This window comes from Sinorhizobium chiapasense (genome assembly GCF_045277575.1).
GTDB lineage: Bacteria > Pseudomonadota > Alphaproteobacteria > Rhizobiales > Rhizobiaceae > Ensifer > Ensifer chiapasense_A.
Genome location: NZ_CP144205.1, coordinates 2,948,794 through 2,967,635, shown reverse-complemented (window position 1 = coordinate 2,967,635; position 18,842 = coordinate 2,948,794). Strand labels below are relative to the sequence as shown.

Sequence of the window (18,842 nt, the reverse complement as noted above, 5' to 3'; positions counted from 1 at the left end):
CGGAAATGGATGTCCGAACATGACAACAGAACGTTGCCGCCTGGTGCTGATTGCGCCCGACATGCCCGATGCGGCGGAACGCGCGAAGGTGCTCGCCGATGCCCTGAAGGGCGGTGACGTCGCTTCCGTGATCGTGCCGCAATACGGGCTGGACGACTCCGAATTCCAGAAACACGCCGAGCGTCTGGTGCCGGTCATCCAGCAGGCGGGTGCCGCAGCCCTCATCGAGGGCGACTCCCGCGTGGCCGGCCGCGCCAAGGCCGACGGGCTGCACATTGCCGGCAATGCGGAAGTGCTTGGCGAGGCGGTCGAGAAACACACACCGAAGCTGATCGTCGGCGGGGGCAATGCCGCCGACCGCCACCACGCGCTCGAGATCGGCGAGGTGCGCCCGGACTACGTGTTCTTCGGCAAGACCGATGGCGACATCAAGCCGGAAGCGCATCCGAAGAACCTGGCGCTCGCCGAATGGTGGGCGTCGATGATCGAGATCCCCTGCATCGTCATGGGCGGCACGGACCCGCAATCGGCGCTCGCGGTGGCGGAGACCGGTGCAGAGTTCGTGGCGCTTCGCCTTGCCGTATTCGGCGAGCCCGGGCAGGCGCCTTCCGTCGTGGCTGCGGTCAACGCACTTCTTGACGAAAAAGCGCCACGGTTTGAAGATTAAGACGTGCCGATGTTGAGCCGACTACCTTCCAGATTGAGTCGAGGTCTTTGCCTTGTTGCCATGGCCGCCGCCCTGGCACTGCCGGCGCATGCGCAGCAGCAGAACGCCGGTGCAGAAGGCGCGGGCGTCGAGAAGCGCGGCCGCATCACGCCCTTCAATGGGGCGGCGATGCCGGAGGGCGCGGCGGCGACCGACAAGGGCGACGACAAGTCGGCTGGCGGTAACAAGAAGCCGGCCGATGGCACCGTGCCGTCTTCCGGCGTCAATGTTTTTGATCGCATGGGCGCCGAATTGCCGGCATTGCCGGCGGAAAAACCCTTCACCGGCAAGATCGACGATGCCTATGGCGCGTTCCAACGGGGTTACTACCTGACCGCGATGGATCTGGCGCTGCCGCGGGCGCAGCTTGGCGATCCGGCGGCGCAGACGCTGATCGCCGAAATCCTGCAGCAGGGGCTGGGCGTCGTGCGCGACCCCAAGCAGGCTGCCTTCTGGTATGGCCAGGCGGCCGAAAAAGGCGATCCGGCCGCGATGTTCAAATACGCGCTGATCCTGATGGAGGGCCGTTATGTCAAGCGCGACCGGAAGAGGTCCGAAGAGCTGATGAAGAAGGCTGCCGATCTCGGCAACGGCTCGGCCCAATTCAACTACGGCCAGACGCTCGTCGCCGACAATCCCGGACCCAAGGGACTGAAGCTGGCGATGCCCTATTACGAGAAGTCGGCCGAGCAGGGCATCGCGGATGCGCAATATGCGTTGTCGCAGATCCTGGTCAATGTCGACGGCATCGAAGAAGGCAAGCGGGCTCGGGCGCGCGAATGGCTGATCCGCGCGGCACGGGCGGGTTACGACACGGCCCAGCTCGACATCGCGATCTGGATGATCGAGGGCATCGCCGGCGACCGCAATCTCGAAGAAGGTTTCGGCTGGATGCGGCGGGCGGCCGAGGGCGGCAACGTGGTTGCGCAGAACCGGCTTTCGCACCTCTACGTCAACGCCATCGGCACCAGACCCAATCCAGTCGAGGCGGCGAAATGGTATGTGCTTTCGCGTCGCGCCGGCCTCAAGGATGACGCGCTCGAAGACTTCTATCTCGGACTCAACGACGAACAGCAGAAGCAGGCTCTCAGCGCCGCCAACAAGTATCGCCGGAGCTGAACGGCTCCGGTCGCGGTCGAATCTTTGGTGGCCGTTCGGCGGAAATGCTATTTCGCTTGAACTTGCGAGCCAATTGTGGTTCTGAGGCCGCGGTTTTGCACGTGGCGTCCCGATATCGCGGCGGTTCACGTGCGGAGTGAGCAATCACTCGGTTTTTTGACGACGGAGCTCAATCTGCGGCTTGCCCTCAGTTCCTGGATCGTTTCCGATCCAGGGCTGCTACAGGGCCGGCAATGCGGCCTATGTTCCGTCAAGCAGGTTCAACGTCCGATCGAAGCGTTCGATCGGCCTTCGTTTTCAAGGGATCGCCAGATGGCCCGTTCAGCTCTTCTCAATGTCATGGTTCAGGCCGCCTTCAAGGCCGGTAAGTCGTTGGCCCGCGATTTCGGCGAAGTCCAGAACCTGCAGGTCTCGCTCAAGGGACCCGGCGACTATGTTTCGCAGGCCGACCGCAAGGCCGAAAAACTCATCCGCGAGGAACTCCTGAAGGCCCGTCCGACCTATGGCTTCCTCGGCGAGGAAGGCGAAGAGATCGTCGGCACCGACGGTGCGCATCGCTGGATCGTCGACCCGCTCGACGGCACCACCAACTTCCTGCACGGCATTCCGCATTTCGCCGTTTCGATCGCCTTGGAGCGTCAGGGCGAAATCGTCGGCGCCGTCATCTTCAACCCGGCGACCGATGAGCTCTACACCGCCGAGCGTGGCGGTGGTGCGTTCCTCAACGACCGTCGCCTGCGCGTTGCCGCGCGCAAGCATTTGTCCGACGCCGTCATCGCGACCGGCACGCCGCATCTCGGCCGCGGCAACCACGGCAAGTACCTGATCGAACTGCGCCACGTGATGGGCGAAGTGGCCGGTATCCGCCGCATGGGTGCCGCCTCGCTTGATCTCGCCTATGTGGCAGCCGGCCGTTACGACGGCTACTGGGAACGCGATCTCGCCGCCTGGGATATCGCCGCCGGCGTGCTGCTGATCCGTGAGGCCGGTGGCTGGGCGCACGACATCAACGGCGGCGCCAAGCCGATCGACGACGGTTCGATCGTCTGCGGCAACGAATACATCACCAAGGCGCTCAAGGATGTCGTGCACCGTCCGGTGCCGACGAAGTAAGCAGCGACCCCATGCGGATGCTCGGCCTCCGGCGCTCGCCCGCGTCGGAGGCTTTGTTTTTCTGGCTGATCCGGAATGAGGCAACACGACAGTGCCACATGGCTGTGCCTATCTAAGGCCATTGCGGCCGTCGCCTCACTTTGGGAACGGCTGAATTTCATCCTTGAATCGATTTCGGTTTCGGGAATTATGCAGTAGGCTCCGCGCCGGCGCGGCGCCGTTCCGACAAGTAAAACCGGGAGATACTTATACCCATGACGCAATTGCATCTGTCCGGGTGGAACGGTCGGGAAGGCATGGAAGAAGGCTATAATCCGCACAAGCTTTCGAGCCCCATGCACTATTTCTGGATCATGGTGGTCTTCCTGATCATCGTCGGTTTCGTGGGCGCGATCCTCTTTCGGCAGGCACACAACGCCTTTCTCGCCAATCCCGGGCTCAACGGCTTGATCCTCGGAGTGCTGCTGATCGGCATCCTGCTCGTCTTCAACCATGTGCTCGGCCTGCGGCCCGAGGTGCGCTGGTTCAATTCCTTCCGCGCCGCCGGCAGTGCCGACAAGGTGGGCCGCGATCCGGTGCTGCTGGCGCCGATGCGGGCGCTGATCGGTGCCCGCCAGACGGCGATCTCGACGACGGCGCTGCGCTCGATTCTGGATTCGATCGCGACCCGCCTCGATGAATCGCGCGATATCTCACGCTACCTGACCGGCCTTCTCGTGTTTCTCGGTCTGCTCGGCACCTTCTGGGGTCTTTTGGGCACCATCGGTTCGATCAACACAGTCATCCAGTCGCTTGATGCCGGTTCGGGCACCACCGAAGACATTCTGGCGGCCTTGAAGAGCGGCCTGTCGGCGCCACTGACCGGCATGGGCACGGCGTTCTCGACATCACTCTTTGGTCTTTCCGGTTCGCTGATCCTCGGCTTCCTCGACCTGCAGGCTGGCCGCGCCCAGAACCGTTTCTATACCGAGCTTGAAAACTGGCTTTCTTCCGTCACCGACGTCGGCTCCGAGTTGACGCCGTCGCTCGATGCGCCTTCGGGTGCGCCGGTCGAGGAGTTGAAGAAGCTCACGGATCAGTTGCTCCGCCTCAACCAGGAGGGCGGTTCGAGCCAGCGCACGACCGCCGCCATGGCAAGCCTGGCCGAGGGTATCCAAGGTCTGGTGAAGAACATGCGCGGCGAGCAGCAGATGCTGCGCGACTGGATCGAAGCGCAGCAGGAAGAGGCCAAGGCGATGCGCAGGACGCTCGACAAATTGTCGTCGCGCATCGGTGGTGGCGAGCGGATCACCGTCGCAGGCGAAAGGTCGTCGTTGTCGGCCAAGCTCGGACAGTTGGACGAGACCGGAGGAGAATAATCCATGGCGCTCGCCCGCAAAGGCCGCTCGCAGCGCACGATCGACTACTGGCCGGGTTTCGTCGATGCGCTGTCGACGCTCCTGCTTTCGATCATGTTCCTGCTCACCGTCTTCGTTCTTGGACAGTTTCTGCTGAGCCGCGAAATCAGCGGCAAAGACGAAGTGCTGACCCGGCTGAACAGCCAGATCAACGAGCTCACGCAGCTCCTGGCGCTCGAGAAGAGCGGCAAGCAGGATCTCGAGGATTCGCTCGCCAACCTCCAGGCGTCGCTGTCCCAGTCGGAAGGCGAGCGTTCGCGGCTCCAGGCGCTGCTCGACCAAGGCGCCGGCAGCACCGACGCCGCCAATCAGAAGATCGGGCGCCTCGGCTCGGAGCTCGAGAACGAACGTGAGGTCAGCGCCCGGGCGATGAGCCAGATCGAGCTCCTCAACCAGCAGATCGCGGCGCTGCGCAATCAGATCGCTGCCATCGAGGATGCGCTTCAGGCATCGGAGGCGAAGGACCAGGCGTCACAGACGAAGATCGCCGACCTTGGCCGCCGCCTGAACGTGGCGCTTGCCCAGCGGGTGCAGGAGCTCAACCGCTATCGCTCCGACTTCTTCGGACGCTTGAGGGAAATCCTCTCCGATCGCGAAAACATCCGCATCGTCGGCGACCGCTTCGTGTTCCAGTCGGAGGTACTGTTCCCATCTGGTGGCAGTGAGCTCAATCCCGAGGGGCAGGCGGAGATGGCGAAACTCGCCTCGGCGCTGCTCGATCTCGCCAGGGAGATTCCGGCGGAGATCAACTGGGTGCTGCGCGTCGACGGCCATACGGACAATGTCCAGCTCTCCGGGGCCGGCCGCTATGCCGACAACTGGGAACTTTCCTCGGCGCGCGCGACCTCGGTGGTCAAGTTCCTGATCTCGAAGGGCGTGCCTGCCGATCGCCTGGTTGCCGCCGGTTTCGGCGAGTATCAGCCGATTGCGCCGGGCGAAACCCCGGAAGCCCGCGCCCAGAATCGTCGCATCGAGCTCAAGCTGACCGAAAAGTAGGCCGTAGTCCCGAACACACCGTGCTCGACGTCCGACTCTTGAATTGACCTTGACGTACGCGTAACAGTTGCTGCAGCCATGGATATGGCGACGGCGAGCCGATAGCGCCGCGCGTTTTTAAGATGCGCCAAGGTTGCCGTATGGGATGCAGGGGAGGGCATTTCATGGATTGCGATGTATTGGTCATCGGCGCGGGGCTTGCCGGCCTAGTCGCCGCTTCGGAGGCGGCCGCCCTTGGGCGCAAGGTCATCGTTCTCGACCAGGAAGGCGAACAAAACCTTGGCGGCCAGGCTTTCTGGTCGCTGGGCGGCCTGTTCTTCGTCGATAGCCCCGAGCAGCGGCGCATGGGCATTCGCGACACGCGCGCGCTTGCCTGGCAGGACTGGATGGGGTCTTCGCAGTTCGACCGTCCAGAGGACCATTGGCCGCGGCTCTGGGCCGAAGCCTATCTCGATTTTGCCGCTGGCGAAAAGCGCCGTTGGCTGCATTCCCTCGGCATGCGCTGGTTTCCGGTCGTCGGCTGGGCCGAGCGCGGTGGCGGGCTTGCCCATGGCCACGGCAACTCGGTGCCTCGCTTCCACGTCACTTGGGGTACCGGGCCGGCGGTGCTCGAACCCTTCATCCGCCTGACGCGGGAGGCGGAAAGCCGCGGTCTCGTGCGCTTCCGGTTCCGCCACAGGGTCGACGAACTCATGACCTCGAGCGGCCGGGTGACGGGTGCCCGCGGGGCACTGCTGAAGGAGGATCCGGTCGGACGGGGTGAGCGCAGCTCACGCGACATCGCCGGCGATTTCGAGATATCGGCGGGCGCGGTCGTCGTCACCTCGGGCGGCATTGGCGGCAACCACGATCTCGTTCGGCGCAACTGGCCGCGCAAGCGGCTTGGCCAACCACCGGCAACGATGGTTTCGGGCGTGCCGCACCATGTCGACGGCCGCATGCTGGAGATCGCCAGCCGGGCGCGCGGCTCGGTCATCAACTCGGATCGCATGTGGCACTATACCGAGGGGCTCAGGAACTTCGACCCGATCTGGCCGGATCATGGCATCCGCATCCTGCCCGGCCCGTCCTCCTTCTGGTGCGATGCCGACGGCAACCGCTTTTCCGCTCCGGCGATGCCGGGTTTCGATACGCTTGGGACCCTGCAGGCGATCCGCGACAGCGGCCACGACTATAGCTGGTTCATCCTGACGCGGGCGATCATCAAGAAGGAATTCGCGCTTTCCGGTTCGGAGCAGAACCCGGACCTGACCGGCAAGAACATCTCGCTGCTCCTGAAGCGGCTCGGCAAGAACCCACCCGGGCCGGTCCAGGCTTTCATGGACAAGGGCGAGGATTTCATCGTCCGGGATCGGCTCGAAGACCTGGTGCCGGCGATGAACGCGCTGACGGGCGAGAACCGGCTGTCGCTCGACCACATTCGCCAGCAGATCGAGGCGCGCGATCGCGAAATCACCAATCCCTTCTCCAAGGATGCCCAGGTCACCGCGATCCGCGGCGCCCGCGCCTATCGCGGCGACCGGCTGCTGCGCACCGCCAGGCCGCACAGGCTGCTCGATCCGAAAGCCGGGCCGCTGATCGCCGTCCGCCTGCATATCCTGACGCGCAAGACGCTTGGCGGTTTGCAGACCGACCTCTCGGGGCAGGTGCTGGAGCAGTCGGGCGAGCCGGTACCAGGTCTCTATGCCGCCGGCGAGGTCGCCGGTTTCGGCGGTGGCGGCATGCATGGCTACAACGCGCTCGAAGGCACCTTCCTCGGCGGCTGCATCTTTTCGGGCCGAGAGGCGGGGCGAGGGGCTGCAGGGGCGTGATCGCTCGTTGCCGCGTACAAGCGGGGAGAGGGGACGGTCGAGCGTGCGGCGACATCCTCACTCGCAATCACCGCCGAGGCGGGGCTGTGTAACCAGGTTCACGCAATCGAGCGAGACCGTATGCGCATGGAATATGGCACGGAGCGTGCCGCGAGTTCCTTCTCCCCGCTGGCGGGGAGAAGGTGGTAGCCGGATGAGGGGCGGGCCTCGCCGGGGCCGGGTCAGCTGAGCGAGATCAATCCATCTGCACGTTCGCGTCGCGGACGACCGGCGTCCACTTCGCCAATTCCGCGCTCACATGGGCGGCGAGTTGCTCAGGGGTCGAGCCGACGATCTTGGCGCTGAACTCCTTCATGCGTTCGATGACGGCGGGATCCTTCATCGCCTTGTTTGCTGCCTCGTTGAGGCGAGCGACCACCGGTTGCGGCGTGTTCGCCGGGGCGAAGAGCGCGTTCCAGGTATAGGTCTCGTAGCCCGGTATACCGGATTCAGCGACCGTCGGGACATCGGGGAAGGAGGGCGCGCGTTCCGCCGTGGTGACGGCAAGCGCCCGCAGCGTTCCGGCCTTGATGTGGCCGGAGGAGGAGGGGAGATTGTCGAACATGATCGGCACCTGGTTGCCGATGACGTCGTTCAGCGCCGGGCCGGCGCCCTTGTAGGGGATGTGCTGCATGCTGACGCCGGCCATTTTCTTGAAGAGTTCGCCGGAGAGATGCAGCGGCGTGCCGTTGCCGGAGGAGGCATAACTGTATTCGTCGGGCTTGGCCTTGAGCAGCGCCAGCAGTTCCTCGACGTTCTTGGCGGGAAGCTCGGGATTGACGACCAGCACGTTGGGCACGATGACCAGCAGCGAGATCGGTGCGAAGTCCTTTTCCGGATCGTAGGGCTTGGTCTTCAGGATCAGCGGGTTGAGCGCGTGGGTGGCGACGGTTCCCATCAGGATCGTGTAGCCGTCCGGATCGGCGCGCGCGACATTGGCGGCGCCGAGATTGCCGCCGGCGCCGGCGACGTTCTGGACGATCACCTGTTCGCCGAGGTCTTCGGACATTTTCTGCGCGACGATGCGGGCGACCACGTCGGTCGAGCCGCCGGCAGCGAAGGGAACGACCATGGTTATCGGCCGGTCAGGGAAGCCCTGGGCGAGAGCCGAAGTGCCGAAGGGCAGCGCCGATAGCGCCATCAGGCCCAGCGTCAGCGTTGCGCGCCGGGTCAGTTGCGAAAATGCCATGCGAATTTCCTCCCGATCATGTCTGCGAACCGCAGAGAACGGCCTCTGGCAGGCCGGCCCCATAACAATAGGGCTCGCTTCTCAGCCGGCAACCGCCAGGCGTGAAATCGGGAGGACCGAGGCCGCCGCAGCGGCTCAGTTTTTCGTGGCGACGAACAGGGCCTCGGCGCCGTGGTCGAACTGCAGCCGCGCGAGTTTGGCGTAGAGGCCGCCCTGGCGGATGAGGGAGACGTGCGTTCCTTCCTCGACGATCCGGCCATGATCCATGACCAGGATGCGGTCTGCCTTGAGCACGGTCGCGAGCCGGTGGGCGATAATGATCGTCGTGCGCTCGCGCAGCAGGCCATCGAGGGCCTTCTGCACCAGCGTCTCGCTTTCGGCGTCGAGAGCCGAGGTGGCCTCGTCGAGGAGCAGGATCGGTGCGTTCTTGAGGATGGCACGGGCAATCGCGATACGCTGGCGCTGGCCGCCGGAAAGCGTGATGCCGCGTTCTCCAACGAGCGTGTCGTAGCCGTTGTCGAGCCGGCCGATGAACTCGTCCGCCTGCGCGGCGGTGGCGGCAGCGCGCACCGCCTCGCGGGTCGCGCCGGGGACACCGAAGGCGATGTTGTCATGAACCGAGGAAGCGAAGATCGTGACGTCCTGCGGCACGATCGCCAGCCGGTCGCGCAGTTCCTTCGGGTCGACCGTACGGACATCGAGGCCGTCGACCATCACCGCACCCTTGGCGGGATCGTAGAAGCGCAGGAGCATGGAGAAGACCGTACTCTTGCCGGCGCCGGAAGGGCCGACGATGGCGACTGTCTCGCCGGGCTTGATGGCAAAGCTGAGGCCGTTCAGGCTCTTGTAGTCGAGCCGCGCCGGATAGGCGAAATAGACGTCGTCGAAGGCGATCGCGCCGGAGGCCGGCACGGGCATGGCGACGGGGTTTGCCGGCGCCTGGATCTCGGGGACCTCCGACAGCAGTTCGTTGAGCCGCTCGGCGGCCCCGGCGGCCTGCGAGAGTTCGCCCCAGACTTCCGAGAGCGAACCGAGGCTGCCGGCGGCAAAGACCGAATAGAGCAGGAACTGGCTGAGCGTGCCTGCGGAAAGGTTGCCCTCAAGCACGTCGTGCGCACCGAACCAGAGCACCGCGACGACGCTGCCGAACACCATGGTGATGGCGAAGGCAGTGAGCACCGAGCGTGCCTTGATCGCGGCGCGCGCGGCGCCATAGGCATCCTCGACAGCGCTGGCGAAGCGGTCGTTGGCGAGCGCTTCGCCGTTGAAGGCCTGCACTGTGCGTGATGCGGCAATCGCCTCGCCGGCATAGGCCGACGCGGTGGCCAGCGTATCCTGCGCCTCGCGCGAGCGGCGGCGGACCGAGCGACCGAAGCCGACGAGCGGGAAGACGATGATCGGGATCGCGATCAGCACCAGGCTCGAAAGCTTCGGGCTGGTGTAGACCATCATGCCGATGGCGCCGAGACACAGGATCAGGTTGCGCAGCGCGACCGAAGCGGTGGCGCCGACCGCGGACTTGACCTGGGTCGTGTCGGCCGTCAGCCGCGAGACGATCTCGCCGGACTGGTTGACGTCGAAGAAGGAGGCGGAAAGCCGGGTGACGCGATCGAAGACGTTGCGCCTGAGGTCGGCAACGATGCGCTCGCCCAGCGTGATGACGAAATAGTAGCGCGCCGCGCTGGCGAGAGCGAGCACGATCGCGAGCATCATCAACATCGAGAAGTAGGTGTTGATGAAACCGGAATCGGAACTGGAAAAGCCGTTGTCGACCATCCGCCTGACGGCCAGAGGCAGCGCCAGCGTCGTGACCGCGGCCAGGATCAGAGAAATACCTGCGCCGACGACCAGATGGCGGTAGCGGGCGAGGTAAGGCAGAAGCGTGGCGAGAGGGCGGATGGATTTGCGCGCTGGCGCCTGGTTTTCTCGTTCGGACACTTGACCCCCGTTCGCCAACCACGGAGGAAAGGGTTTGCCCATGAGTCTTCCGCGCGGCACTTGTTATCCCGCAGACCTTGATGTATAGGCACGGCATCGAATTGGGAAGCCGTGGCCCTTCAGCCGGTCCGCGGCTTCATTTACGTGTTCGGTCTCGAAGTCGCAATGCCTTGCGACAATTGGACCCTGGAACTCTAGGAAGATCGTTATGAAGGCAGACATCCATCCCGACTACCACATGATCAAGGTGGTCATGACTGACGGCACCGAATACGAAACCCGCTCGACCTGGGGTTCTGAAGGCGCCACCATGAACCTGGAAATCGACCCGAAGTCGCATCCGGCCTGGACGGGCGGCAACCAGCAGCTCATGGACCGCGGCGGCCGCGTCTCCAAGTTCAAGAAGCGCTTCGAAGGCCTCGGCCTCTAATCGAACGCTTCTTCGGCATTCTCGAAGCCCGGCCATCGCGCCGGGCTTTTTGCTGGCCGATCGAGAGGCGGCCGGGCTCGCGTGTCATTCGGGAAGTCCGGCCTTGCGAAAGCCATCGACGAAATGCGCGAGCGTCGCGTCGTCACGGAATGGCTCGGTCGCGGCCCAGTGACGTATCGTAAAACCCGGGTTGGCCACAAGAAACAGCTCCGCTTCCGTGTGCGCCTCGTCAAGGCGGCCGAGCTGGGCGAGGCTTGCCGCCAGGAACCGGCGTGAACTCGTGCGATAGGTTTCGTCGCTCCGCAGCGTCTCGATGGCGGCTGCGTAGTCGCCGGCCGCATATTGCGCCTGGCCGAGCGTCAGATAGTACCAGCTTGCCGGAAACGGGTTCAGTCGGAACGCCTTGCGGATATGCCCAAGGCCTTCCTCAACCCGCCCGGCGAGAACCTCGATGTCGGACAACGCCGCCCAGGTGTCCGCCTCGTTCGGGTCGAGTTCGATCGCCTTGGCGAATTCCGCCTCCGCCTCGGTGAAGCTGTGCTCATAGGCGAGCAGGTAGGCCAGGATCCAGCGGCTGCCGGCATCGGCTGGATCGATCGTCACCGCCTTGCGGGCCAGCTCCAGGGCAAGGCTGCGGGCGGCCTCGGTCGGTCCGCCGGAGTGCACCCATCCCATCCAGTGGTTCATGGCCAGCCAGCGATAGGCCTCTGCGTAATCGGGGTCGAGCGAAACCGCGCGGGTCAGCATCAGGTGCGCTTCCTGCGCCGCTTGCGGCGTATCGTCCATCAGCCTGCGGGCTCGCACGCAGAGATCGTAGGCGTCAATGTTGCCGGGGCGCTTGCGCGGCGGCGGCGGTGGCCGCAATTGCCCGAGCAGCGCTTCCACGATCTCGCCGGTGACCTCATCCTGAACGGCGAAGATGTCCTCGAGGTCGCGATCGAAGCGTTCCGCCCAGAGATGGTCGCCGCTCAATGCGTCGACCAGTTGGGCATTGATGCGCACGCGTCCCGCCGTGCGTCTGGCGCTGCCTTCCAGCAGGTAGCGCACGCCAAGGTCATCCGCGATCGCGCGCACGTCCACGGCCTTGCCCTTGTAGACAAAGGACGAGTTGCGGGCGATGACGAACAGGCCGGGAATTCTGGACAAGTCGGTGATCAGGTCCTCGGTCAGCCCATCGGTGAAGGGTTCCTGCTCGGGATCATTGCTGACGTTGACGAAGGGCAGAACGGCGATCGACGGTTTGTCCGGCAGGGACAGCGGCCGCCGCCTTGCCGCACCGAGCTTCGTCGTGCTTCCTGTGAAGCGATAGCCGACGCGCGGGATCGTCGAGATCCATTCGCCACCATCGGCGGCCGGGCCAAGCAACTTCCTGAGCTGCGCGATCTGGACGGTGAGATTGCCTTCCTCGACAGCCGTTCCCGGCCAAGCCGCGTCCATCAGTTCGGCCTTGCCCAGGATTTCGCCGGGGCGCCCGACGAGCGCCGCAAGCAATCTTACTCCGCGGTGGCCGATGGCAACAGGATCGTCGTCCCGGAGGAGCGTTCCCGCACCGGGATCAAGCACGAAGGGGCCAAAGGCAAAGCGCGTTTCCTGCATGGGGCGCATCTATAGTTCGTTTGGAAGTTTTTGAGAACTTTTTGGACGCGCTTAATTACGCCCCGGTTCAGCTCCTGCAGAATTCATCCGTCTTTCGGGCTGACGATGGAGGCTGCCATGAACCATGTTCTCATTCCCGTTTCCCGGCAGCGGGCGGTGCGGCCGGCCGTACCCGCGCGGGAGGAAAGCCGGTTGCGCTGGCGTACCAATCTCGCGGCGCTCAGAAGCCTTGTCGCGACCTGGGACAGGCGGACTCGCTTTCGCCGCGACCTCGAACAGGTTTCGAGAAACGACCCGCATCTGATCGACGACATCGGCCTGACAAGACGGCAGGTCGAGATCGAAATCGCCAAACATTTCTGGCAAGCCTGAGGCGCGTGTCGGAATGATATCGGACCAGCAGCCTCCGTGTGTCGCAGTGGAGCGCCGGCGCGACACAGCGTTTTCGCAAGAGCAATCAATCCCTTGGGCGGCGATAGCCGGCACGATCGCGACCGTGACGGTTTTCGCTGTCGCCCAGGGGCTGACCTATCCTTTGCTCAGCTTCATTCTGGAGCGGCAGGCAACGACGCCCGGGCTGATCGGCCTGTCGGCGGCGATGACGCCGCTGGGTTTCATCGTTTCCGCGCCCCTCATTCCGGCGCTGGTTCGGCGCCTGGGTGCGGCATGGCTTGCTATCCTGTGCTCGCTATGCGCCGCGCTCACCCTGATCGCGATCGCCTGGACCCAGGACCTCTGGGCCTGGATGCCGCTGCGTTTCCTGCTCGGCTTCTTTGCCAATCCGCTGTCCGTGATCAGCGAAACCTGGCTGATCACGATCACGCCTCCCTCACGCCGGGGCCGCATCATGGGCCTCTATTCTTCGGTCGTTTCGGGCGGCTTTGCCATCGGTCCACTGTCGCTCGGCCTCGTCGGCACGGAGGGCTGGTCGCCGTTCTTGATCGGCATCGTGGCCTTTCTTCTCTGCGGCATGATCCTGCTGACAGTCGTGCCGCGCCTGCCGGATATGCCCCATGACGGCGAGGCAAGCTCCGTCGGCGGCTTCCTGGCGCTGGCGCCTCTCCTCCTGTTTGCGGTTTTCACCGCTGCCGCTTTCGAGCAGATCCTGCTCTCCCTGTTCATCAGCTATGGTGCCGCGTTCGGAAGCGCCGAGGAGCGGATCGCCTCCCTCATGACCTGTTTCATCGCCGGCAATGCGCTGCTACAGGTGTTTCTCGGACGCATGGCCGAGCAGATCGGCTCGATATCGGCGATGGTGTTCTGTGTCCTGGTCTCGCTGGCCGGATGTCTGTTACTGCCATGGGCCTTCAACTCCTGGCTCATCTGGCCGCTCATCTTCGTCTGGGGCGGGGTCTCGTTCGGCATCTATACGATGTCGCTGATCCAGCTCGGCGAGCGCTTCACTGGACAGGCCCTGATCGCCGGCAACGCGGCCTTCGCCGTCGCCTGGGGTCTCGGCGGCATCGTGGGTTCGCCGACGACGGGACTGGCCATGCAGTGGCTCGGGCATCGGGGACTGCCGTTGGCTCTTGGCTTCCTGTGCTGTGTGCTGGTGATGTTTTTACTGGCCAATATGCGGCGCGCGCGATCCTGACGCCAACGATGCAAAACAAAAACCCGGCCAGAGCCGGGTTCGTTTTCCGCAGGCTGAGGAGAAGGGCTGTCAGTTGGTGCCGAAGGCCGTCTGCAGCAGCTTGATCTGCGCCTTGACGCCGTTCTGGTTGTCCGGAACGATGGCGGCGGCTTCGTGCGGGCGATAGATTTCGCGGTCGAGCAGGGCGACGCGGTTCTGCAGGCGCAACGAGCGCTCGATCAGGTCGCGGAAGGATTCCGGCAGTTCGGCCCAGCCGGGGGCGGAGCGATCGACGTTGAAGCTGTCGAGGCGCACCTTGCTCTTTTCCGACATCACCTGGTCGCGGCTCATCTCACCGTTGTTGACGGCGCGCTGCAAAAGCAGCCACGAAGCCATCTGCATCAGGCGGGTGGTAAGCCGCATGGACTCGGCCGCATAGAGAACCGATGCCATGCGTGGCAGAACCTTCGAGGCGGCGCGGCCAGGGCCGTCGAGATAGGTGGCCGTTTCCTCGACCAGACCCATGCCTTCCGAATAGAGTGTCTTGAATTGTGCCGAGGACGCCGCGTGTCCCGCGAAACTGACCGTATTCAATCCTCTCTCGGACATGACCTGTTTTCCCTGGTTCAAACGCATCACGACAGTCAGGTAGCGGACGGTTATAGGAAATAAATCCTTGCCCGTCTCTATGCTCGAAGAATGATCCGATAGCGCATTTCGCGCAAGGGTATTCTTAAGAAAGGGTTAATCTCCACAGTTCTTTAGCGAAAGCTATGCCAAAATAAAAAAAGAGCCGCGGAAAGCGGCTCTCAAGGTAAAACAGGGAGAAAAATCAGACCCGTTCGCCAGTCGGAGAAATTGTCTGAAACCGGAAAGCTCCGGATGCCCTGACAATCGCAGATAATGCTTAATGCGCCGTTAAACGCACTTCGTTTTGCTGCGCTGCGGCCGCTGCGGTAACGGTTCAGCGGAACAGGCTCTCGGCAGCGGAGCGGCTTGCGGATTTGCGCGTCCGCTCGGCTTCGAGCCGGGCGATTTCCTCCGTCAACAGGGTGATGCGCTGGGTGAGTTCATCGACTGAAAGCAAGGAAAGGTCGCTGCCGATTTCGTGCACCACCTTCTTCTGTGGTCGGTCATCGTCAAACAGGTTCATCGGTCTGATCCTCCCATCTCTGGTTGTTGTCCGGTTCGCTACGCGCTTCCTCGAACGGGGCAGCGCGCGGCGAAAGCTGCAGGCTCTCCGGCGTCGTCGGCGCACCGGCATTGACCGGCGAGAAGGCATCGCGGTCGGAGACCGGCACGGGCGCGCGCATCCGGCTGCGAATGATGGCATAGGCTGTGATCAAAATGTGGGCACAGGCGGTAATCATGAACAGGCCGTACGGGCCGGCCGCCGTCATGACCGGGCCGCCGATCGTCGGGCCGATGATGGTGCCGACGCCGTAGAGCAGCAACAGGCCACCGGAGACCTTCACGAAGTCTTCGGCGGTCGCAAAGTCGTTGGCGTGGGAAACGGCGATCGGATAGAGCGCGTTGGCGGCAGCACCATAGATCGCGATCAACGTCAGCACGATCCAGACTTGGCTCGGCTCGATCAGGAAGATGAGCAGTCCGGCGAAGGCGCCGACGCCCGCAAGTGCTGCCAGAACATAGCGGCGGTCGATGCGGTCCGAGAGGCGGCCGGCCGGGAGCTGCATCACCGCGCCCGCGAAGATCGCCACGCTCATCATGGCCGCAACCGTGCTGTCGGAAAGGCCGGCCTGTCGCCCGAAGACGGCGCCGAGCGTGCCGAAGGCACCGTTGGCGATGCCGACGAGAAGGATGCCGAGGAAGGACACCGGCGAGTTGCGATAAAGCGCGCGCAGGTCGAGGCGGACCTGCTTCAATGGTTGCGGCGAGGCGGCCTTGGACAGAAGAGTCGGCAGCATGGCGAGGCAATAGAGGATGCCGCAGATCATGAAGAAGAAGCTGGTCAAGGTGTCGCCGAAGGGGATCATCATCTGGCCGCCGACGACGCCGAAGAGCGTGATGGCGATATAGAGCGAGAAGATGACGCCGCGGCTTTCATTGGTGGCGCGCTCGTTCAGCCAGCTTTCGATGATCATCGACGTGCCGGCGGTGGAGAAGCCGGTAAGCGCGCGCAGGATCAGCCACCAGGTCGGGTTGATCATGATGCCGGTCAGCAGCGCGACGATGGCGATCAGCGAAGCAAAGACGCTGAAGGCGCGCACATGGCCGATGCGCTTGACGACATTCGGTGCGAAGAAGCAGCCGAGAACGAAGCCGGCGGCCCAGGAGGTGCCGATCAGGCCAAGAATGGTTGTCGGATAGCCTTCGGCGGTACCACGCACGGGAAGAAGCAAGCCCTGGAGGCCATTGCCCAGAAAGAGAAACAAGGTACCGAGCAGGAGGGCGGCGACCGGGAGCAGGTTCTTTCTCATCATCCATCCGAAATTCGTTCTGCCGTCAGCAAGTTAGGGCGATGCCTGGTGAATTGCCAGCCGGTTTCTCTTAGCGACGCTTCGAGTTGCCGCATGTTTTTCCCTTCAGTCGGAGACGATTGAAGGAGACCGGTCATTGCAAATCGTCCGCGGAAACACTAGCCCTTTTTGCCGTGCACGACGTATCGCTAGTCCTTGGGGGAAGGCGCTGCTCCGTGCGACGAACGATGCCGGTGTTGCGATGGCTTCGCCGGCTAAGGCAGCCTCCCGGAACACGAGGGCAACATGCAGAAGGCGCTCGCCCTTATCCTGCTGCTGGCAATGGCCATCCAGCTTCTGTGGCCGCTCGGCATCCCGGGTCTGCGCCGCCGCCGGGACTTCTGGAAGATCGCTGTCTTCGCCATCGTCATGATGATGGTGACCGTCTTGATCCGGCCTTAGCCGGGCCATTTCGCCGCTAAAGACCCGTTTCCTTGGAAACTTCGGGGCCGATCGCCCGATGCTATTGGGTTGTACGTATATTCGTTACAACTACAAAAGGGCGCAGGACAGATGGGGAATAACGCGCTAGATTACCTCTTTCATTCGGGAAGTGAATTCGAGGGTTTCTTGGAACGCCGTCTCGCTGCCATTCTCGCCGCCGATGTCGTGGGCTACAGCCGCCTGATCGGGGCTGACGAGACCGGCACGCTGGCCGCGATGAAACGGCACAAGAACGAGCTCGTCGATCCCAAGATCAACCGTCACAAGGGGCGCATCGTCAAATTGACCGGCGACGGCATTCTCGTCGAGTTCGCGAGCGTCGTGAACGCGGTTGCCTGTGCCGTCGATATTCAGCGCGGCATGCTCATCCGCAATGAAAGCGTGCCGCCGCTGAAACGCATCGAGTTGCGTATCGGCGTGCATCTCGGCGATATCATCGTCGAGGACGGCGATATATTCGGTGACGGCGTCAATGTCGCCGCCCGGCTCGAAGGTCTGGCGGAACCATCCGGCATCGCTGTCTCCGCATCCGTGCGCGACCATGTCGGTTCACGCCTGGACATCGGCTTCATCGACAGGGGCGAACACGCGCTGAAGAACATTGCCGCCGGCGTTCACGTCTATTCGGTGGCGCTCGGTGCGCCGACGAAGGTTGCGGCGGCGCCAAGCGAGGTCGGGCCCATCGTGCTCGATGACGGCTACGGGCTATCGGTCGGGGTACTCCCCTTCACCAATATGAGCCATGATCCCGAGCAGGAGTATTTCTCCGACGGCATCACCGAAGACATCATCACGGATCTCTCGAAGATTTCGAAGCTGCATGTCGTCGCCCGCAACACGGTGTTCACCTACAAGGGGCGGTCGGTGAAGGTGAAGCAGGTCGCGCAGGAGCTCGGCGTCCGCTACATCCTCGAAGGCAGCGTGCGCAAGGCCGGCTCGCGGGTTCGGATCACCGGCCAGCTCATCGACGCCTTGACCGGCACGCATCTGTGGGCCGACCGCTACGACCGGGACCTGACCGATATCTTCGCCATCCAGGACGAGATCACCCATTCCATCGTCGATCAGCTCAGGATCAAGCTGCTGCCGGCGGAGCGGCGTGCGATCGAAAGCGACCCGACCACGAGCGTGGAGGCCTATACCTACTATCTGCGCGGCCGGCAGTTCTCGCATGCCTGGACTCGGTCCTATCTGCTGCTCGCCCGGCGCATGTTCCTGAAGGCGGTGGAACTCGATCCCGACTTTGCCCGCGCCTATGCCGGCATCGCCGATTGCGAGTCGGCGCTGCGCGACTGGCATGAGGACGAGTTCCCTCTGGACAGTATTCTTTCCACCACAGCGAGAGCACTGGAGCTCGATCCGAACCTGGCGGAGGCGCATGCCTCCCGCGGCCTGGTCCTGCATCAGGACGGCCAGGATGAAGAGGCGGTCGCCGAGTTCGAACGGGCGCTGACCTTGGACCCCAGCCTGTACGAGGCGAACTTCCACTATGCCCGCTTCCTGTTCATGCAGGGCGCCTTCGAAACGGCGATCCAGTTCTTCAAGCGCGCAGCGGACATCAGGCCGGACGATTATCTGTCGCCGATCCACCTGATGAGCGCCTACCGTTCGCTCGGCCGGGACGCCGAACGCGCGCAATGGGCGAAGATCGGCATTTCGCGAGCGGAGCGGGCGCTGGAACTCAACCCGGAAAACTCCGGCCCGGCACATCGCGGCGCACTGGCACTTGCCCATATGGGCGAGGCGGATCGGGCACGGGAATGGGCGGCGCGCGCGCTGGCGATCGACCCCGACGACGTGGTCGCGCGGTACAATACCGCCTGCGTCTATTCCATTCTCGGCGACATCGATGCGGCGCTCGATCTTCTTGAGACCCTGCTGCCGCAAAGCTCGTGCTATCAGCTGCTTTGGTTCAAGCAGGATTCCGATCTGGATGCGGTGCGCCACCACGTGCGCTTCCAGGCGATGCTCGAGGCGATCGCGAAATGTGAGGCGGGGTTGCGCTGACCGC

General features: G+C 63.7%; 17 protein-coding genes. 11 read left to right on the top strand and 6 right to left on the bottom strand.

Translation table 11 applies throughout. The annotated features are described in order from the left end of the window. The first annotated feature begins 19 nt into the window (after window positions 1-19). The 6 genes from QM996_RS14420 to QM996_RS14395 all read left to right on the top strand — a co-directional run bounded on the left by QM996_RS14420 (window position 20) and on the right by QM996_RS14395 (window position 7,142). A complete protein-coding gene (locus tag QM996_RS14420; RefSeq protein ID WP_500268059.1) occupies window positions 20-667 on the top strand; it encodes a thiamine phosphate synthase in 648 nt (215 codons plus the stop codon). Between the two features lie 60 nt (window positions 668-727). Further along, window positions 728-1,825 carry a tetratricopeptide repeat protein gene (locus tag QM996_RS14415; RefSeq protein WP_500268058.1) on the top strand — a complete coding sequence of 366 codons (1,098 nt, stop codon included), beginning with the start codon at window positions 728-730 and terminating at the stop codon, window positions 1,823-1,825. 312 nt (window positions 1,826-2,137) lie between these two features. After that, entirely contained in the window at window positions 2,138-2,938 is an 801-nt protein-coding gene (locus QM996_RS14410) for an inositol monophosphatase family protein (RefSeq protein WP_173520409.1), read from the top strand. Between the two features lie 254 nt (window positions 2,939-3,192). Further along, window positions 3,193-4,296: a flagellar motor protein MotA gene (locus QM996_RS14405; protein ID WP_500268057.1), complete on the top strand. Its 1,104-nt coding sequence runs from the start codon at window positions 3,193-3,195 to the stop codon at window positions 4,294-4,296. Window positions 4,297-4,299: 3 nt separating this feature from the next. After that, window positions 4,300-5,331: a peptidoglycan-binding protein gene (locus QM996_RS14400; RefSeq protein ID WP_500268056.1), complete on the top strand. Its 1,032-nt coding sequence runs from the start codon at window positions 4,300-4,302 to the stop codon at window positions 5,329-5,331. Window positions 5,332-5,495: 164 nt separating this feature from the next. Continuing rightward, on the top strand, window positions 5,496-7,142 hold the full coding sequence (locus QM996_RS14395; RefSeq protein WP_500268055.1) for an FAD-binding dehydrogenase: 1,647 nt from the start codon (window positions 5,496-5,498) through the stop codon (window positions 7,140-7,142). A 235-nt stretch (window positions 7,143-7,377) separates the two neighbouring features. Here QM996_RS14395 and QM996_RS14390 read toward each other — a convergent pair whose 3' ends face one another. Beyond that, window positions 7,378-8,370, bottom strand: coding sequence for a Bug family tripartite tricarboxylate transporter substrate binding protein (locus QM996_RS14390; protein ID WP_500268054.1), 993 nt, complete (start codon window positions 8,368-8,370; stop codon window positions 7,378-7,380). Window positions 8,371-8,505: 135 nt separating this feature from the next. Continuing rightward, window positions 8,506-10,350: an ABC transporter ATP-binding protein/permease gene (locus QM996_RS14385; RefSeq protein WP_500268053.1), complete on the bottom strand. Its 1,845-nt coding sequence runs from the start codon at window positions 10,348-10,350 to the stop codon at window positions 8,506-8,508. 166 nt (window positions 10,351-10,516) lie between these two features. On the opposite strand from QM996_RS14385, the gene rpmE reads away from it, so the two are divergent. Then, on the top strand, window positions 10,517-10,738 hold the full coding sequence (gene rpmE / locus QM996_RS14380; protein WP_173520415.1) for a 50S ribosomal protein L31: 222 nt from the start codon (window positions 10,517-10,519) through the stop codon (window positions 10,736-10,738). A gap of 84 nt (window positions 10,739-10,822) precedes the next feature. Here rpmE and QM996_RS14375 read toward each other — a convergent pair whose 3' ends face one another. Continuing rightward, the gene (locus tag QM996_RS14375; RefSeq protein WP_500268052.1) at window positions 10,823-12,334 is read right to left on the bottom strand and encodes a winged helix-turn-helix domain-containing tetratricopeptide repeat protein; all 1,512 of its coding nucleotides are present in this window, start codon (window positions 12,332-12,334) and stop codon (window positions 10,823-10,825) included. 117 nt (window positions 12,335-12,451) lie between these two features. Here QM996_RS14375 and QM996_RS14370 point away from each other — a divergent pair, with 117 nt between their 5' ends. Both QM996_RS14370 and QM996_RS14365 read left to right on the top strand, forming a co-directional pair. Beyond that, window positions 12,452-12,706: a DUF1127 domain-containing protein gene (locus tag QM996_RS14370; RefSeq protein ID WP_500268051.1), complete on the top strand. Its 255-nt coding sequence runs from the start codon at window positions 12,452-12,454 to the stop codon at window positions 12,704-12,706. 13 nt (window positions 12,707-12,719) lie between these two features. Beyond that, a complete protein-coding gene (locus QM996_RS14365; RefSeq protein WP_500268050.1) occupies window positions 12,720-13,928 on the top strand; it encodes an MFS transporter in 1,209 nt (402 codons plus the stop codon). Window positions 13,929-13,997: 69 nt separating this feature from the next. Here QM996_RS14365 and rcdA read toward each other — a convergent pair whose 3' ends face one another. From rcdA to QM996_RS14350, 3 genes are all read right to left on the bottom strand, one after another. Continuing rightward, entirely contained in the window at window positions 13,998-14,516 is a 519-nt protein-coding gene (gene rcdA / locus QM996_RS14360; RefSeq protein WP_173520417.1) for a protease adaptor protein RcdA, read from the bottom strand. Window positions 14,517-14,871: 355 nt separating this feature from the next. After that, window positions 14,872-15,060: a DUF1192 domain-containing protein gene (locus QM996_RS14355; RefSeq protein WP_500268049.1), complete on the bottom strand. Its 189-nt coding sequence runs from the start codon at window positions 15,058-15,060 to the stop codon at window positions 14,872-14,874. Then, a complete protein-coding gene (locus QM996_RS14350; protein WP_500270318.1) occupies window positions 15,047-16,348 on the bottom strand; it encodes an MFS transporter in 1,302 nt (433 codons plus the stop codon). The genes QM996_RS14355 and QM996_RS14350 overlap by 14 nt, the downstream gene beginning before the upstream one ends. A 285-nt stretch (window positions 16,349-16,633) precedes the next feature. On the opposite strand from QM996_RS14350, the gene QM996_RS14345 reads away from it, so the two are divergent. Both QM996_RS14345 and QM996_RS14340 read left to right on the top strand, forming a co-directional pair. After that, a complete protein-coding gene (locus QM996_RS14345; RefSeq protein WP_173520420.1) occupies window positions 16,634-16,789 on the top strand; it encodes a hypothetical protein in 156 nt (51 codons plus the stop codon). Window positions 16,790-16,900: 111 nt separating this feature from the next. After that, a complete protein-coding gene (locus QM996_RS14340) occupies window positions 16,901-18,838 on the top strand; it encodes a tetratricopeptide repeat protein (protein WP_500268048.1) in 1,938 nt (645 codons plus the stop codon). The last annotated feature ends 4 nt before the right edge of the window (window positions 18,839-18,842 follow it).